Consider the following 17908-nt stretch of genomic DNA (forward strand, 5'->3'; position numbering starts at 1 on the left):
AATCGAGCAGCACTTCGGGCAGCGATATGGGCTCCAGCGACAGCGACAGTTTGCCGGACTCGATCAGGGCCAGATCCAGGATCTCGTTAATCAACTCCAGCAGATACCAGCCGGCCTGCAGAATCTGCTCGATGCTGGCCCTCTGGCTGGGCGTGGGTGGGGGCGAACCCGACTCCATCAACTGGGCGAAGCCGAGGATGGCATTGAGCGGGGAGCGCAACTCATGGCTCATGCTGGAGAGGAAATCCGACTTCGCGAGGTTGGCTTTGTCCGCCACCTGCCGGGCACTCTCGAGTTCGACGTTCTTCTCCTGCAACACCTGATCCAGACGTCTGCGTTCCGTAACATCGCGCGCCGCAGCAAAAACACCTTGCAGCTTCCGATCGCGGTCATAGAAGGTGGTTGCGTTATAGGACACCACCGTTTCCTTGCCATCCCTGGCCCGCGCGGTGAGCTCGTAGTCAGTGACTTTCTTTTCACTCAGCACGAGCTTGATAGCGGCTTCGGCCCGCTCGGGATCGGTGAAGTAATTTTTGAATGGCGCACCGATTAACTCGTCACGCGTGCAACCCGTGAGCGCCTCCATTTGCTTGTTGACGTCGGTAATGATGCCGGACGGATCGGTGGTCATGATCGCATCGATGTTCGATTCGATCAGTGAGCGCGTGTAGAACTGCTGGTCGCGCAGACGCTGATCGAGCTTCTTCTGCTCGGCTTCAACCTGCTTGCGCGCCGTATTATCGGTGCCAATCAGCAGGTAGCCAATGATCGTGTTTTGAGCATCGCGCAAGGCCGTGACCGATACGACCGCCGGGAAACGGCTGCCGTCCTTGCGGATATACGTCAGTTCGTAGATGTCCTCGATGCCGCGCGAGGCCTTGAAGACCAAAGCCTCGAAGCCCGGTGTAATTGGCGTGGAGAGTTCCACGCTCAAAGCCTTGGCGCGTGCGATCACTTCCTGCGGGTCGGAAATGTCGGCCGGGGTGATTTTGTTCATCACGTCGGCGGCCGCGTATCCCAGCATGCGTTCCGCGCCAACGTTAAAGATCTGAATGACGCCTTTCGCGTCGGTGGCGATGCTTGAGAAATTGGCGCTGTTGAAAATCGCACTCTGCAACGCCCCGGCTTTGATCAGCGCCTCTTCGGCCTGCTTGCGCGCGGTGATATCACGCAAAATTCCGGTAAAGTAACGCTGGCCCCCCAGCCGCATCTCGCTGACCGCCATTTCCATCGGGAAAACGCTGCCGTCCTTGCGCCGACCCACGACCTCGCGGCCCAGTCCAATGGCCCGCGCCTCATCGCTGGCGCTGTAATATTCGAGCGAACCATTGCGCTGATCCTGATCAAGCTCGGGTATCAACAGACTGAAATTTTGGCCGACGACTTCTTCGGCGGTATAACCAAACATCCGCTCAGCGGCCGGATTGACCGTCTCGACGATGCCGCCGCGGGCATGCAAAGTGATGATTCCGTCCACCACGGTATTGAGAATCGTCTGGATGAGTGCCGCACTGTCGCGCAAGGCCTGCTGCGCGGCGTACTCTTCGGTGACATTGCGAAACACAAGCACAGCACCAACCACCCGACCATCGCGGTCACGAATCGGTGCGCAACTGTCGGCGATAGCGCACTCGCTGCCATCGCGCGCAATCAGTACGGTGTGGTTGGCCAGGCCCTGTATGGTGCCATGCGTCAAAGTTTCCATCACCGGGATGGCGGCGGGTTGACGGGTTTCCTGGTTGATAATTTGAAAAATTTCTTCCACCGGGCGACCGGTGGCTTGGGCCTGGGTCCAGCCGGTGAGTTTCTCGGCAAGGGGATTCAGCAGCGTCACACGTGCTTGCGCATCCGTGGCTATCACAGCATCGCCGATGGAGTTGAGCGTCACGGCAAGCTTTTCTTCGCTGTCCCGCAATGTGACATTGGCCTGTTGCAGTTGTTTATTGGTTTCCTTTTGAATCTCCAGCAAATGCTGGCGTTCTGCTTCGACCTGTTTGCGCGCGGTATTGTCGGTACCGATCAACAGGTAGCCAATGATGCCGCCTTGAGCATCGCGAAGCGCCGTGACGGACACGATGGCCGGGAAGCGGTGCCCGTCCTTGCGGATATAAGTCAACTCGTAGATGTCTTCGATGCCACGCGAGGCCTTGAACACCAGTGCTTCGAAGCCCGGCCTGATCGGCGTGGAAAGCTCGACGCTTAATGCCTTGGCACGCGCTATCACTTCCTGCGGATCGGAAATGTCGGCGGGGGTGATCTTGTTCAGTACATCGACGGCCGCGTAGCCGAGCATGCGTTCTGCGCCGACGTTAAAAATTTGAATAACGCCTTTTTCGTCGGTGGCAATACTCGAAAAATTAGCGCTATTGAGAATCGCATTTTGCAAGGCCCCGGTCTTGAGCAGGGCCTCCTGGCGCCGCACTTCGGTGATGCCATCCTCCTTGCCCGCATCATCGACATAAGTGCTGGCAGTTCCTGTTTCGGACATGAATAGTTTCCGTGAAAATCGTATATCGAACCGGAGGAGGGCTGCGCTGGTGAATCGGCAGCCGAAGATTGCACCTCCACAGTCGAGGTCGAGCGCACCTCTGTTCGTGAGTGTAGATCATCACCGCCTAATCGACGAGCGTCTGTGCGCTAACGAACATAAGCCGTTCGATGAGCATGTTTTTGCTTGAATCGATGGCTTGTCGGACTGGTCGATTCTTCTTGAAAATTTCGTCATGTGTGCGCCGACGCACAGAATGACTCGATCAAAGAGGCAAGAATGAGATCTCGCCCGTGCCTGCGCGAATTGCGCTCCACGCCTTGAATCTTAGTATTGATTTGGAGAAATTTATCATGAACCAACTTAAACACCTCATCTCGGTTTTTCCAACTACCATACTGGTGTCAGTCGTGGCTCTGGGTGGTTGCGCCGGGATGACCGCGCAGGAGAAAGGGACTGCCACTGGCGCGGTTATAGGGGGCGTTGCGGGCAATGTCGTTGGTGGCGGCGTGCTGGGTACCGCAGCCGGGGCAGCCGTGGGAGGTGTCATTGGTCACGAGGTCACCAAGCAAAAGTAATGCGCTGGCTGCGACGCAGCCGGCAGCGGCCGGCGTCGCCACTTTCCTTGGACTGGCGCCCGGTCTTGACCCATAGTATGGAGTAACACCGTGTCCATTTTCTTCGATATTACCCACACCACCCATTATCGTTACGCGCAAGCGGTGAAGGTTGGCGAGCACCGGGTGCTGTTTCGTCCCCGCGACAGCCATGACCTGAGGGTGCTGGCGACCAATATGCAGGTCATCCCCACGCCGGTGGGCATCCGATTGATCCAGGACGCCTATTCCAACTCGGTTGCCCTTGTGCAACCTCAGAGTCCGGCCAACGAATTGAAAGTGGTATGTTTGTTTTCGGTTGAACATGCTGGCACACGTACGCTTGAGCTTCCGTTGAGTCCTGAAGCGATGAACTATCCGTTCGACTATGACGCCGAAGAACGATTGGTGCTTGCGCACTACCTGATGCCCTATTACGACGACCCCAACGGCGTGCTGCAGGCTTGGGCAAATCAATTTATTCGCGTCAGCGGTCTGACCGGGACGCGCGAACTGCTGGTGGAAATGACGCAATTCATCCGCGACACCCTGCAATACCAGGTCCGATTTGAAGAGGGGGTGCAAACGCCGCATGAGACCCTTGCGTTGCAGAGCGGCACCTGCCGTGATTTTGCGACATTGATGATTGAGGCGATTCGTCTTCTTGGCTATGCGGCACGTTTTGTCTCGGGCTATCTGTACACACCGTGGCTGGACGACGGCATGCAGCAAGGTGTGGGCGCCACGCACGCCTGGGTTCAGGTCTATCTGCCCGGGGCTGGCTGGATTGCGTTCGACCCGACCAATAATCTCGTCGGAGGGACGAATCTGATTCGTGTCGGCGTGGCGCGGCACGCCAGCCTGGCGTCCCCTGTCAGCGGATCGTGGCACGGATCGGCGAGCGACTACCTCGGCATGACGGTCGATGTGCAGGTGCTTCGGCGCCGTTGATCACATTGGTTTTGACTTACGGTCTCATCCCACGGCAATGAGTCGTTCGGCACGTGCGGCATGTAGTACCGCTGTAGCATCCAGCATCAGTGTCTCGGCCGGAGTGCGGTCGGCCAGCCACGGGTTGGATTGCGAAAACCAGTCCGCCAGTTCCCAAGCATCGTAAACGGAGTTCAATTCCGCCAGCACTTGGGCGAGTCCCGTTTGCGGTGTCATGTCGATACGATTGAACTGGAACAAAGGAAGCCACAACTCCGACTGCCACTCGAAGCTGATCACGTTTCCTTTGACAATCCATCGAGCCAGCGTTGCGAGATCGGACCCACAGTGGCGCTTGAATAGCGCGAGCACCTCCTGCGCGCGTGCCAGACCACCGCTGCATCGATAGGCACCGAGCATGGCGACGAACTGATGGTTGGCGCGAGACTCCTGCGCCCATTGAGAGGCAGAGTCTGTTGCGCAGGATCCATGCCTGTGCATGGTTCTACCTTGCGACGACATAGGTCTGAGTTCGAGAACGTTTTGCATGAAAGCTCCAAAATCGTAAGAACACGAAGTAAACATACTGATAGGACCAATCTGGCCGGCGTAGTACAGCATGACACCGTCCATACGGTAGGGGATGCCGGGGTGGTGGTCTGTGCGTTCGCGTACCAAATGTGTGAATAACGATCACCCAGGACGCGATCAGCCGACTTTTCGGATCCGGGTCCCTGCATGTATGAAAGGGTAAAAATTGTCTTGTGTGTGTTCGATAGCGCACAGAGCTTCTTGTGGTGAAACGCGACACTTAAATTAGTTAGGCGCTGCGCGAAAGCGTTTGCGCACAACGACCGCGTAAGCACTGACAGGGCGTCGGTTGGTTACATCGACAGTTTTTTGAATCAGACATAAAGTGAAACAAATGAACAAAATCAATAGTTGTTCCAGGGTCCTGCCATGGTTGATGGCATCGCTGCTAAGCCTTGTGCTTGCGGGATGCGGTGGCGGCGGTGGGCAAGACCCCATCCTGGGAACCGGTGCCGGAGTCAGCTTCGCTGCGCCCACCGGCGCAATCATTCCAGGCGCTGTATGTCCCGTCGCGAGCGCCACAAGTCCTGCCGTGATTACGTCGGACCCCACTGGGGGCAACCAGTTTGTGGCGACCAGCACCACGGGTGTTGCCAGCAATGGAAAATTGATCTCGGCCACCTTCAGTCTGGCAATGAACGCCGCAACGATCAATGCGGCAACATTTACTCTAGCGCCCTTGGGCGGCGCTCTCCTCGTTCCTGCGACGGTAAGTTACGACGCCGCCACCAAGGTCGCAACGCTGACGACTTCATCGGCTCTTGTTGCCTCCACTTCTTACACCGCAGTCATCCACGCCGGCGCCACCAGCGCGACGGGTACCCCCGTTGGCTGCCCCTTCGCTTGGACCTTCAAGACTGCCACAGTCGCCGTTGCAAGCCCCGCAGTGATAGGTCTTGGATCCGCCTCGACTTTCGGAACGTTCGGCGGCACTGCCGGCATAACCAACGCGGGACTGCTCACGGTTGTCAATGGTGACATCGGCACAACCGCGGTCTCGACTGCGGTGACGGGATTCCACGATGCCGGGCCGGGATGTACCTATACGGAAACGACGCTTAACAGGGGAACGGTCAATGGTTTGATCTACACCGCTGCGCCACCGCCTACGGTTGCCTGCCCGACAGAAGGTACTGCCACTACTTTCGCGATTGCCACTCAGGCCCGTGCTGATGCGCTGGCCGCCTACAACGCACTGGCGGCCATGCCAGTTGGTGCAAATCCTGGCGCCAACCTAGCTGGTCTGACGCTCGCTCCCGGCGTCTATACCGCGCCGAATGGCTCGTTCATGATGCAGGGTGGCGACTTGACCCTCGACGCTCAAGGTGATGCGAATGCCGTCTGGGTGTTTCAGATGGCAACCACGCTCACCGTGGGCGGTCCGGGCGCAGCAGCGCCGCAAAGCGTCATCCTGACTGGCGGCGCCCAGGCCAAGAATGTGTTTTGGCAAGTGGGTAGTGCCGCCACGATCAATGCAGGTGGCGGCGGCACCATGGTGGGAACCATCATCGCCCAGGCCGGTGCTGCGTTCTCCACGGCTGGCAATGTTGCCATCGTGACGCTTCAGGGCCGTGCCTTGTCCCTGGGCGCGTCGGTGACCCTTGTGAATACCGTCGTTAACGTGCCCCAGTAAAGACCGAAGCATCCAGCCAAAGTCGGTGGCTACATCTCTGCCGGCCTTGAATGCGCAGTCCAAACAAATTCAAGTCATTGAAACCATTCACCGGCACTCCGTCAGGTTAGGAGCGCCGGTGACTCCTCCAGGAGAAAGAACATGAAATTAGCAAGCGCCAAATTAGCAAGAGCCTCAGGGACGTTGGGTCTGCTGGCACTGGCTGTCATTGCCAGTCCATTCGCGGTAGCGCAAGACGATTCCGGCTGGTACGGAGGGGCCAACATTGGCCAGTCACGAGCGACGATTGACGACGCGCGGATCACCAGCGGTTTGCTGGGAGGCGGGTTTAGCACAAGTTCGATCATCGATGAAGACCGTGACCGTGGTTACAAGATCTTTGGTGGCTACCAGTTCAACAAGAATTTCGCCCTTGAAGGCGGCTACTTCGATCTCGGCAAGTTCGGTTTCACGGCGACCACGGTACCGGCGGGAAGCCTGAGCGGCAATATCCGGCTTAGAGGTCTGAATCTGGACGTCGTGGGCACGCTGCCCGTCAACGAAAGATTTTCTGTTTTTGGCCGCATTGGTGCCAACCATGCCGAAGCCAGAGATACCTTCGCTGGAATCGGGGCAGTCAGTGTGCTCAATCCCAACCCCAGCAAGCGCGATACGAACCTCAAGCTAGGTCTGGGGCTGCAATACGCATTCACGCCATCTCTCGCCATGCGCGCCGAGGTGGAGCGCTACCGCATCAACGACGCGGTCGGCAACAAAGGCGACATTGACCTGGTCTCCGTCGGCCTGGTCTACCGATTCGGCGCCAAAACGCAAGCGCCCGTCGCGCGCATGGCAGAGCCGGCACCGGCAGCTGTGGCGCTTGCCCCCGCAGCGCAGCCGGTCGTCGTCACGCCGCCTGCGCCTGTGCCCATGCCGATGAAAGTGACCCTCGCGGCCGATTCGCTTTTCGATTTCGACAAGGCGGTTGTGCTGCCTTCGGGCAAACAGCATCTCGACAAGTTTGTGGCCGACTTGCAGGGCGTTGACTTTGATGTCATCGCGGTCACGGGACATACCGATCGGATCGGTACCCATGCCTACAACCTCAAGCTCTCGACGCGTCGAGCCGAGGCGGTCGGTGCCTATCTCGTGGAATCTGCGGGAGTCGCCGCCAACAAGATCGTGACCAAAGGCGTCAACGGCGCCGAGCCTGTGACCAAGCCTGGCGACTGCGTGGGCAGCAAGGTGAGCAAGCAACTGATTGCCTGCTTGCAGCCTGATCGCCGCGTCGAGCTCGAAGTCACCGGTACGCGCTGATGCAGGTGCGGCGCGAACTAGCGGTCAGACCCGTTCGCGCCTTAACTGAAACTGAAACGCATTCGAAAAGGCCCATTTCATTGAGCCAGTCGTACATCGCATGGAACTATTCCTACATGTGTCGGCGTGGTATCTGACATACATACAAACGCGTTTTTCGTAACATATTTTTATCTTGTTGCCGCTTGATTCACGAGATGAAAGCTGCAAGAAAAGTGGTGCATTTTTTTACTATTGCGATTGACTGTTGGGTTAATCATCTGGAGTTTTTATGAACACGCATGTTGTGACTTCCCCGTCTTGGAGCACCGCATCGTTTGGTGATGCGGCGGACACATTACCACTGGATCTATCGGCGCTGGGAGAACATCTGGACCTTTGCAGGAGATCACGCGGTCGCCTGTTCGCCCTGCATTGCGTCGCGCAATCCATGCACGGCTTTGTGGCCGGGCGCTTTGTGACGACGGTGGTGGCGATGTCGCTGGTCATCAGCCTTGTCTCCATGGTATTTTAGGTATGGAACAACCGGCGCTGCAGCATCTGATACCGGATGCGCCGCAGGCCTTGCTTGATATTCTGGACGCTTCCCGCGGCGCGGTGCAGCCACCGATTCGCTCGGAGATTTTCGGTCTTCAGCGTTTTGCGCAGCACGGCCGCAGCCTCGGTGAAACCCACCGCGCAGCGAGGGCGCGATCCCGCGCGGGGACATTCTTTCCCCGTCTGCGCAGCAATATTCAGACGCTGCGCGAAGCGCATCACTACATCGGCGTGCAATCGGCGACCGGCTACGACATCAGCCCGGCGGCCGAATGGCTGCTCGACAACTTTCACCTGATTGAAGCGCAGCTTGAGGAAATTCACGAAGGCTTGCCCAAAAGCTTCTTTCGTTCCCTGCCTGTCTTGCTAGACGAGCCCTTGGCGGGTCTGCCGCGCGTCTATGGCGTCGCCTGGGCCTTTGTGGCACACACCGATGGCGCGTTCGACGAAGACCTTCTGATGCATTTTCTGGGTGCCTATCAGGAGGCCCGGGAACTCAATCTCAATGAAATGTGGGCCTTGCCCACCACTTTGCGCGTGGTGCTGATCGAAAACCTGCGTCGCCTGGCCGAACGGCTGGCCACCAACAAGGCGGCACGCGAGGTGGCTAACCTTTGTTGCGATCACATTGAAGCCTTCACCTTGGGGACGCTCGACAAGTTACTTGCCTTGCTCAATCAGCGTGGCGTGGGTCGGGTTTTCCTGGCCCAGATGGCCCAACGCTTGCAGGACCGCCGAACGACTGAAAACGTCCAATACCATGACTGGCTGAATAACGCGCTGCCTGACCTGGCAGCGACCCAGAGCCAGCAAAGTGCCGACCGGGCCGCGGATAACCTGAGCGTTAGCAACGCGGTCACATCCTTGCGTGTCATTGGCGACGCCGACTGGCCCGAGATCGTCGCCCGCACCAGTGTGCTGATGCAACTGATGCTGACCTTGCCGGTGTTTGAAGCCGAACATGCGGTCACGCGCGACCAGACACTGCATGGCATCGAGCTGTTGGCCAGGCGCAGCGGCCGCAGCGAAGTGCTGGTGGCGCAAACGCTAATTGATCTGATGCACTCCGCCGAACCCGCTGACAGCGCCAGTGCGCTGGCCAGCCACTGGCTTCAGGGCGCCGGGCGGCCCGCATTGTTGCGCGCGCTGGGCTTGCACGAACGCGTGGCGATTTCCTGGCACACCGTCGCACGCCGCGCGGCCTTGCCCGTCTACCTGAGTTCGCTGCTACTGGGCACCTTGGGCATCGTGGCGTGGTTGCTGCCGGGCCACGGTTCCGGGCTGACCGATGCCGGCGCTAACCTGTGGTTGACCCTGGCCGGCGCGGCGTTGATGATGTTTCCTGCGTCCGAGGCGGTGGTGGCGGTGATCAACCGGCTGATCAGCGAGTCGGCACGGCCCCAACACCTGCCCCGCCTGGCGTTGGCGCATGGCATACCGCCGGAGCACCGGGTGCTGGTGGTCATCCCGGCCATGCTGACCAGCCTTGAGTCGACCCGCGAGCTGGTGCATCGCTTGCAGTTGCACTACCTCGCCAACCCGGAACGCCATGCGCAGTTTGCACTGCTCACCGACTGGGTTGACGCCGACACGCCGCATTGCGCTGCCGACGCCGCGTTACTGGCGAGCGCGAGGCAACAGATCCGCGAGCTGAATACGCGCTATCCCGCTGAAGCCGAAGAGGTGGCCGGTGCACCGCGCTTCATCCTGCTGCACCGGGAGCGCCGCTTCAGCGACACGGAACAGCGCTGGATCGGCTGGGAGCGCAAGCGTGGCAAATTGGAGTTGCTCGTTGCTGCGTTGGCGGAAGGTGCGTCGGCGGCGTTTCTCGACTTGGGCGCGGACTCCCGCCTCGCAGCGAACATCCCCTACATCGTCACCCTTGACAGTGATACTCACTTGCCGCCTGGACGACTGCGTGAACTGGTGGGCGTGGCGGCGCATCCTGACAACATACCGCGACTTGACACGACCGGGCACAAGGTCGTGGGTGGCTACGGCATCTTGCAGCCTCGCGTCGCTACACCGCTGCCAGCGTCCAAAGACTTCACGCTCTACCACTGGCTGTTTGCCGGGCAGTGCGGTATCGACTCCTACAGCGTGCCCAGTTCGGAGATCTATCAGGATCTGTTTGGCGAAGGCACTTATACCGGTAAGGGCTTGCTCAACGTGCGCGCGATGCACGCCGTGTTGTCCGGGCGCTTGCCGGAGGACCAGGTATTGAGCCACGATTTACTCGAAGGCTCGTTGGCCCGTTGCGCCGCAGTCAGCGACATCACCGTCATCGAGGATGCGCCGTTTCATTCCGATGTGGCCGCCATGCGCGTGCATCGCTGGACTCGTGGCGACTGGCAGCTGTTGCCCTTTCTCCTCCAGCCCTTGCGCTATCGGTTTCGCATCATCAACCGCTGGAAGATGTTCGACAATTTGCGCCGTTCGCTCGTGGCGCCCATCTCCCTGGCCTTGCTGTTGCTGGCTTTGTCCGGCGCCGTGGTGTCGCCCTGGACGGCCTTGGGGCTGGTGATAGCCGCCTTTTCGGCTGGCCCCCTGATGGGTGCCGTGGCGGGCTTTTCCCCCAGTCGCGACGACTTGGCAAAACGCTATTTCTACCGTCAGGCGGCGATGGACCTGGCGCGCGCACTTTGGGGTGGTTTGTGGAATTTGGCGATGCTGTTGCAGCACGCCCTGATGGCTTCGGATGCCATTGGGCGGGCGCTTTACCGCATGACCATCAGCCGGCGCCACCTGCTGCAGTGGACCACGGCAGCGATCGCCCAGGCCCAGGTGAAAACCGGCTTCGCAGCGCTGGTGCGTCAGCATTGGAGCCTGCCCGTGGTGGCGCTGATGCTGGTCGCGCTGCTCGCCGCCGCCGCGCCGCTGTCTGGACTGGCGTTGGTGCTGGGTCTGGTGTGGGCTGCATCGCCGGTCTGGACATGGTGGGTCAGCCGACCGAGCCCGGCGCGCAAGGATGGGATATTGGCGCCTGACGATCATGCGTATCTTGAGGGAATCGCGCGCGACACCTGGCGCTTTTTCGAGCGTTGCGTAGGCGCTGAAGATAATCACCTGCCGCCAGACAATTTGCAGGCGACCCCCCATGACATGGTGGCGCATCGCACCTCGCCGACCAACATCGGCCTGTACCTGTTGAGCGTGGCCTGCGCCCGGCAGTTCGGCTGGATCGGCACGCAGGAGTTGTTGACGAGGATGGAGGCGACGCTCGCCACGCTGGCCACCTTGCAGCGCCATCGCGGCCACTTCCTGAACTGGTACGACACGCAAAGCCGGGAACCGCTGCTGCCGATGTATGTGTCTGCCGTAGACAGCGGCAATCTCAGTGGCCACCTGCTCGCGGTGGCCCAGGCCTGTCTGGAGTTGGCAGGCAATCCGTATGACAGGGGCGCGGCGAAGCGTGCCATCCAGGCGTCAAGTCTACGGCTCGCCCCCATGCTTGCGCAGTGGGCCGACTTGCTGCCGACCTTGCTGAATGACTCGGCACTGGCGCGCCTGCTGGCCTTGTCGGATCCGCTCGCCGAAGGCCACCGAAATCCGGTGCCGTTCGGGCGCCTCTTGCGCGAGGCCGCCGAAGAGTTGGACGCGTTGTCGTCCAACCCGATGGACGCTGGGCCGCCCGGCCGGCCAACACCCCGGGATGAACTGATAGGGTGCCTGTTCGATCACGAGGCGACACTGCGCTCCGCCTGGCTGGACACGCAAGCGGTAACCCTGATTCCCGCATCCGGAAAGTATGAAGCGACGCCGCGATTGCAGACGCTGGCCCATGACTTCAAAAAACTGGCTTGGCAGGCGGAATTCAGTTTTCTGTACCACCGCAAGCGGCACCTCTTTCACATCGGCTACCGGGTAGCCGAACAGGAGCTCGATGCGGGTTTTTATGACTTGCTGGCGTCGGAATCGCGGTTGACCAGCCTGCTGGCGGTTGCCAGGGGCGATGTGCCCGTGCGCCATTGGACATCCCTGGGCCGGCTGTTCTATGCCGTCGGCGCAACCGTGGGCTTGCGTTCGTGGTCGGGTTCTATGTTCGAATACCTGATGCCCAGTCTGGTGCTCGATGAGCCGTATGGCAGCGTGTTGCGTGAGGCCTGCAATGCCGCACTGCGGGAGCAGATTGCGTTCGCACGGGGGCTGGACGTGCCTTGGGGCATTTCGGAGTCGGCCTACGCGGGCAGCGACCACACGCTGGCCTACCAATACGCGCCCCAAGGGGTGCCGAGGCTGGCGTTGCGCCGCACGCCACCCGATGAACTGGTGATCGCGCCCTACGCCACGGCACTGGCGGCACAGATCGAGCCCCACCGCGCGCTGGTCAATTTCGCGGCGCTTGAAAAGCTCGGGGCGCGCGGCCGTTATGGTTTCATCGAAGCGCTTGACTTCTCCCCGGCGCGGCAGGCGAGTGGAGAGCTGTTCACACCGGTGAATACCTTCATGTCGCACCACCAGGGGATGAGCATTGTGGCGCTGGCCAATGTGCTGCTGGGTGGCCCGGCGCAGCGCTGGGGCATGGCCAATGCGCACATCGAAGCGGTCGCCTCGTTGTTGCACGAACGAGCGCCACGCGAGGTGTCGCTGCTGTATTCGCCCCCGGCGTTTCCATCGCTGCAGGCACGGCAAAGACGGCGTGTGCCGGGGCTGCTGCGCGAAGTATTGCCGGGCTCGACCGCGCTGGAGCCGACGCATGTGCTCTCAAACGGCCGCTATAGCGTGGCATTGCGCGCCAATGGTGCCGGCTCGAGCCGCTGGGGTCAGACCGGTATCACGCGCTCGCGCGACGACGCCTTGCGCGATGCCCATGGGAGTTTCTTCTACTTGCGTTGGAATCCACTGCAGCGGCCGGTCTCCATCACCCAGCATCCGGCACCCGACCCGGCCGCGCAGTACCAGGCGACCTACCATGCCGATCGCGCGTGTTTTGACGCAGCCTGGCCCGAGTTGCAGGCCCACGTCACGGTGTGGGTCAGTCCCGAAGATGACATCGAGTTCCGGCGGGTCGAGTTGCGCAACCTGAGTGATCGCCCGCTCGACATTGAACTGATCTCGGCCTTCGAAGTGACGCTGGCTGATCCGCGCGCGGATGAAGCACACCCTGCGTTTACAAATCTCTTCGTACGTGCCGAGTGGTTGGGAACGCACCAGGCGCTGTTGTTTGAACGCATGCCCCGCCTGCCGTCCGAGCAGCATTTGCAGGCCGCGCATTTCCTGGCCGAAACCGACGCCCAGGTGCTGGGGCTGCGTTTGTGCACGGACCGGCAGCAGTGGGGCGGGCGCAACCATGGCGCCAGCCAGCCGCTGGCCGCGTTCGCCCCTTTGCCGCAGACACCCCTTGATCAGTCTGCAAGACTGGATACCGGCCTCGACCCGGTTTGTGCCCTGGCGGTCCAGCTGCGCATTGCGCCCAACGCGAAAGCCCTGTTGACTTTCGCCACGGTGGCGTCAGATAACGGCGCTACCTTGCGTGCCGTGATCGACAAGTACCGGCAACACAGCCACATTCAACGTGCCTCGTTGATGTCCGCCACGCTGACCGGCATTCGGTTGCGCGCTCTGCGTATCAGCGGCGAGAATTTCGCGGCCATCCAGACGCTGACGACGGCGCTGGTGCTGAGCCTGACACGCCCGCATGTGAGCGACGCCCGCGTCGAAGGCGCACCGCCCGAGGTTTGTGACCGGCGCCTGCTTTGGCGTTTCGGCATTTCAGGTGATCGTCCGCTCATCCTGGTCAAGGCCGGCGTGATGGAGGGTTTGGGCTTGCTGCGCTCCATGGCGCAGGCCCTGAGCCTGTGGTCGTGGGGCGGCGTCGCCTGCGACCTGGTCATCGTGAATGCCGAGCCCACGTCCTACCTGATGGCGCTGCACCGAGAGATTGCGGCCTTGCGCGAGCGCCATGTGGCCGACAGCGGCGTGCCCGCCGGCCCGGCTGTCACCGGCTTTCATATGCTGCGCGCTGAGGAGCTCTCGCCGGATGAACTGAGCACGCTGCAAGCCCATGCGCGCATCCGGCTTCATGCTGACGGGCGCCCGCTGGTACGCCATGTGCAGGAATGGATTGCGTTGCATGAGCAGGCCTTCGAGCAACGCCACGACCAATCCACCACGGCAGTCACCGTCGCGTCGGGCGCTGTCGCAGCCGCTGCTGCACCGAGCGGCGAGTTTGATGCCGCCACGGGTGAATTTTATTTTGATGTCAGCGCCCATGTGCGTCCGACGCGGCCCTGGATCAATGTGCTGGCCAACCCGGCTTTCGGCGCCCAGATTTCGGAAGCTGGTGGTGGCTACACCTGGGCGCTGAACAGCCGTTTGAACCAGTTGACCACGTGGTCGAACGACCCGGTGGCCGACCCGTTGTCCGAATGGTTCCTGTTGCAGGATCGCAAGACCATGGAGGTGTGGAGCGTGGCGCCAAACGCCTGCGGCGACGACGGCGCAAGCTACCGCGTGTCGCACGGGCAGGGCTACAGTGCCATCAGCCACCGCCGGGGGGATGTCGAGGTCACGGCGTCGTGGTGTGTGGACGCACAGACATCCGTCAAGCAAGTCCAGCTGCAGCTGGTGAATCGCGGCTCCAGGACGCTGCAGTTGCGCGTGGTCGGCATCGCCGAATGGATGATGGGCGCGAACCGTGCCGACCGCAGCACGGTCCATACGGCCTTGTACCGTCAGCGCCTGCCCGACGTGCAGGATCCGATGATGAAGCCCGGTGTCATGCGCGGGCAGAAACTCACCGCGCTCCTTTGCACACAGCGGGAACGCTCGGCTGGCTTCGGCGACGGAACCGCATTTTTCGGCCTCGCCGGTGCAGCCGGCGAGACCGAGGACTGGACTTGCGACCGGCGCGAGTGTTTTGACGCACGCGGCCGCCTGGTTCTGCCAGACCACTTTGACCAGCGCAGCGGCAAGGGGCTCGATCCGTGCGCGGCGCTCTCGACGCGCATTGATTTGATCGCCGGCGAGTCGGCCGAGTGCGTGTTCCTGCTGGGTTATGCCGAAAATGAGCTCGCGGCCCGCCAGCTAGCCACCATGGCCGCGGTAACAGCCGCCGATCAGCGGGTGGAGCAGTTGCGCCGCACTTGGGATCAATTGCTGGGCGCCACCACCGTGAAGACCCCGGACCCCTTGTTCGATGCGATGGTCAACCGCTGGCTGCTGTACCAGACGGTGTCATGCCGCTTGTGGGCCAAGGCTGGTTTCTACCAAGCCGGGGGGGCCACCGGTTTTCGGGACCAGCTGCAGGATGCGATGGCCCTGGCCTGGGCTGCACCCGAGATGCTGCGCCAGCAGATCATGGTGGGCGCGTCACGTCAGTTCGCCGAGGGCGATGTCCAGCATTGGTGGCACGCGCCCTTGGGCGCCGGGGTGCGTACCCATTTTTCCGATGACCTGCTGTGGCTGGCGCACGCCTGTGTGCACTACCTGCGAGTGACCGGCGACGCTACGCTGCTCGATCAGCGGGTGCCTTTCATCGAAGGGGCGGCTATTCCCGAAGGCGCCGAGGATGCGTACTACACGCCGACCGTCAGTGCCCAGGAGGCCTCGGTTTTTGAACATGCCGCATTGGCCATCGATCGGAGCTTGCGTGTGGGTGCGCATGGCTTGCCCCTGATGGGCACGGGTGACTGGAACGACGGCATGAACCGCGTAGGCAGTGAGGGGCGCGGCGAGTCGGTATGGCTGGGCTGGTTCCTGGTTCAGTTGGTCGCTGACTTTGCGCCGCTGGCGCGCGCACGCGGCGAGGAGGAGCGCGCGCTTCGCTGGGAGCTTGCTGCCCAAGGCTGGAAGGCGGCATTGAATGGCGTTGCCTGGGACGGGCAATGGTTCAAGCGTGCGTTTTTCGACGACGGTCAAGCGCTGGGTTCGCAGGTCAATCCGGAGGCCCGTATCGACTTGATCGCGCAGGCCTGGGCGGTGCTGTCCAAGGCGGCACCCCCCGACTTGCAAGGCATGGCGCTGGCGGCGGTGGAGACGCATCTGGTGGACCATGAGGCTGGGTTGATCAAGCTGCTCGACCCGCCACTGGCGCATGCGGTCCCGAGTGCCGGCTATATCCAGGCTTACCCGCCGGGTGTGCGGGAAAACGGGGGGCAGTATTCGCACGCCGGCGTTTGGGCGCTGATGGCCCAGGCCCAGTCCGACCCGGCGATCAATGGCGCAGGTTTATCCCACGGTTGCGAGGTCGCCTACCGCTACTTCACCTACCTGAGCCCGGCGCATCGTGCCCAACACCCCACGCATGGCGCGGCGTATGGCATCGAACCCTACGTGATGGCTGGCGATGTGTACACCCAGCCACCCTATGTCGGACGGGGCGGTTGGAGCTGGTACACGGGTGCTGCGGCATGGATGCACCGCGCGGCCATCGAGTCGATTTTTGGCTTGCGGCAAGGTCCGCAAGCCTTGAGTTTTGTGCCTTGCCTGCCGTCGCATTGGCCCCAGGCCGAACTGACACTGGAGCGCGAGGGTCGCACCATGCGTTTCATCCTGATCCGCGCCGGCACAACGGCGGCGCTGGCAGCAACTGCCCACTTGCAAGCCCGGCTATTGCACTCCGGCCAAGCCTTGCATTGGCTTGATCTTGCATCGGACACCTGCTTCGTGATTCCCCTGTTGAATGAAGTCGCCTCGCCGGATGTGGGCGCTACCGCTGCCGTGCCCGCATGACCTTCCGACAAGGCCGCGCGGCGCCGTCCTACATTGGAAGGCGGTGGGCTCCGATAGGGGCCGGGATGCCGTGCTTTTACAGTTGTTACATCAGCTTGATGCGCCAGCGCAGCAGGCAAGTCACATTAACGAGGAAACCCCATGGTCGCGAAAAATGAACCCACCAACATCAAGCACCTTGCAGCGAACGACACTAAGCGCATGGTGTTGAATGATGCGGCTATCGATGCCGCAAAACGCAGCCTGGACCAGGGCGCCGTGACACCCAGCTACGGTCCGTGGCGTGAGGACATCATCAAGCTACTCAACGATTCTCTGGCCACTGAGCTGGTGTGCGTGCTGCGCTACAAGCGGCATCATTTCACCGCGCAAGGCTTGGCGTCAGCGAAGATCGCCGAAGAGTTTCTCGTTCATGCGAACGATGAGTCGGCCCATGCGGACCGGCTGGCCCAACGCATCGTGCAGCTCGGTGGTGAACCTGACTTCTCGCCGGACTCGCTGACCAAGCGCAGTCACGCCGCCTACGACGATTCGCCGGACTTGAAAGCAATGATCAAAGCCAATCTGATTGCCGAGCGCGTGGCCATTGAGAGCTACAGCCAGATCATTGCTTTGATCGGCGACAAGGACTCCACGACCCGACGCCTGCTCGAAGACATTCTGAGCGTTGAACAAGAACATGCCGAAGAGCTGAAGGACTGGCTTGCCGACTGAAGCTCTCGCAACTTTCCGCCCAGGGGTGGTGGGGTCCTTCACCATCCGCTTGAATTCAAGCAACTATCAACTTTAACTGGAGATTTTTATGTACATCCGAACCACACTTGCCGCCGCCATGACTGCCGTCGTTTTGCTTACCGCCGCCGGCTGCGCCGTCACGCGCGGCCAGGAAACCGTTGGTGCGTACGTTGACGACACCACCATCACAACGCGCGTCAAGGCGCGTTTTGTCGAAAACACCTACGTTGACGCATCCAGCATCCGGGTCGAAACCCTCAATGGCACGGTCATGCTGTCGGGCTTTGCCAAGAGCCTGACTGAGAAAAATTCCGCCGAGGGCCTCGCGCGTGGCGTTCCCGGCGTGAAGGCGATCAAGAACGAAATCGCGATCCGCCCTTAAAGTTTTCGCGCCATCCAAGCCGTAATTCTTGATACATCCTCGAAGGA

General features: G+C 61.1%; 10 protein-coding genes. 8 read left to right on the plus strand and 2 right to left on the minus strand.

Annotated features, from left to right (window positions below; translation table 11 throughout):
* The coding region (locus C5P05_RS34405) for a PAS domain S-box protein (RefSeq protein ID WP_232834415.1) at positions 1–2488 on the minus strand (2488 nt) is incomplete at its 3' end.
* A gap of 434 nt (positions 2489–2922) precedes the next feature.
* Between C5P05_RS34405 and C5P05_RS35115 the strand changes: the two genes are divergently transcribed.
* Positions 2923–3066: a glycine zipper 2TM domain-containing protein gene (locus C5P05_RS35115; RefSeq protein WP_332871345.1), complete on the plus strand. Its 144-nt coding sequence runs from the start codon at positions 2923–2925 to the stop codon at positions 3064–3066.
* 90 nt (positions 3067–3156) lie between these two features.
* The gene (locus tag C5P05_RS09380) at positions 3157–4035 is read left to right on the plus strand and encodes a transglutaminase family protein (protein ID WP_114969576.1); all 879 of its coding nucleotides are present in this window, start codon (positions 3157–3159) and stop codon (positions 4033–4035) included.
* A gap of 24 nt (positions 4036–4059) precedes the next feature.
* On the opposite strand, the gene C5P05_RS09385 is transcribed toward C5P05_RS09380, so the two are convergent.
* On the minus strand, positions 4060–4635 hold the full coding sequence (locus C5P05_RS09385; RefSeq protein WP_157979274.1) for a hypothetical protein: 576 nt from the start codon (positions 4633–4635) through the stop codon (positions 4060–4062).
* A gap of 502 nt (positions 4636–5137) precedes the next feature.
* Between C5P05_RS09385 and C5P05_RS09390 the strand changes: the two genes are divergently transcribed.
* The 6 genes from C5P05_RS09390 to C5P05_RS09410 all read left to right on the plus strand — a co-directional run bounded on the left by C5P05_RS09390 (position 5138) and on the right by C5P05_RS09410 (position 17861).
* A complete protein-coding gene (locus C5P05_RS09390; protein WP_198674681.1) occupies positions 5138–6238 on the plus strand; it encodes an ice-binding family protein in 1101 nt (366 codons plus the stop codon).
* 141 nt (positions 6239–6379) lie between these two features.
* A complete protein-coding gene (locus C5P05_RS09395) occupies positions 6380–7534 on the plus strand; it encodes an outer membrane beta-barrel protein (protein ID WP_114969579.1) in 1155 nt (384 codons plus the stop codon).
* A gap of 271 nt (positions 7535–7805) precedes the next feature.
* Positions 7806–8048 carry a hypothetical protein gene (locus C5P05_RS33640; RefSeq protein ID WP_157979275.1) on the plus strand — a complete coding sequence of 81 codons (243 nt, stop codon included), beginning with the start codon at positions 7806–7808 and terminating at the stop codon, positions 8046–8048.
* Between the two features lie 2 nt (positions 8049–8050).
* On the plus strand, positions 8051–16744 hold the full coding sequence (locus C5P05_RS09400; protein ID WP_114969580.1) for a GH36-type glycosyl hydrolase domain-containing protein: 8694 nt from the start codon (positions 8051–8053) through the stop codon (positions 16742–16744).
* A 141-nt stretch (positions 16745–16885) separates the two neighbouring features.
* The gene (locus C5P05_RS09405) at positions 16886–17458 is read left to right on the plus strand and encodes a ferritin-like domain-containing protein (protein ID WP_114969581.1); all 573 of its coding nucleotides are present in this window, start codon (positions 16886–16888) and stop codon (positions 17456–17458) included.
* Between the two features lie 88 nt (positions 17459–17546).
* The gene (locus C5P05_RS09410) at positions 17547–17861 is read left to right on the plus strand and encodes a BON domain-containing protein (RefSeq protein WP_114969582.1); all 315 of its coding nucleotides are present in this window, start codon (positions 17547–17549) and stop codon (positions 17859–17861) included.
* Positions 17862–17908: the final 47 nt, after the last annotated feature.

The organism is Rhodoferax ferrireducens (assembly GCF_003347515.1).
In the GTDB taxonomy this organism is placed as follows: Bacteria; Pseudomonadota; Gammaproteobacteria; order Burkholderiales; family Burkholderiaceae_C; genus Rhodoferax.

Excerpts from the sequence above, each read along its gene's own strand:
- C5P05_RS35115 (WP_332871345.1), top strand. The coding sequence starts at position 2,923 with ATGACCGCGCAGGAGAAAGGGACTGCCACTGGCGCGGTTATAGGGGGC.
- C5P05_RS09385 (WP_157979274.1), bottom strand. The coding sequence starts at position 4,635 with ATGCTGTACTACGCCGGCCAGATTGGTCCTATCAGTATGTTTACTTCG.
- C5P05_RS09395 (WP_114969579.1), top strand. The coding sequence starts at position 6,380 with ATGAAATTAGCAAGCGCCAAATTAGCAAGAGCCTCAGGGACGTTGGGT.
- C5P05_RS33640 (WP_157979275.1), top strand. The coding sequence starts at position 7,806 with ATGAACACGCATGTTGTGACTTCCCCGTCTTGGAGCACCGCATCGTTT.
- C5P05_RS09400 (WP_114969580.1), top strand. The coding sequence starts at position 8,051 with ATGGAACAACCGGCGCTGCAGCATCTGATACCGGATGCGCCGCAGGCC.
- C5P05_RS09405 (WP_114969581.1), top strand. The coding sequence starts at position 16,886 with ATGGTCGCGAAAAATGAACCCACCAACATCAAGCACCTTGCAGCGAAC.
- C5P05_RS09410 (WP_114969582.1), top strand. The coding sequence starts at position 17,547 with ATGTACATCCGAACCACACTTGCCGCCGCCATGACTGCCGTCGTTTTG.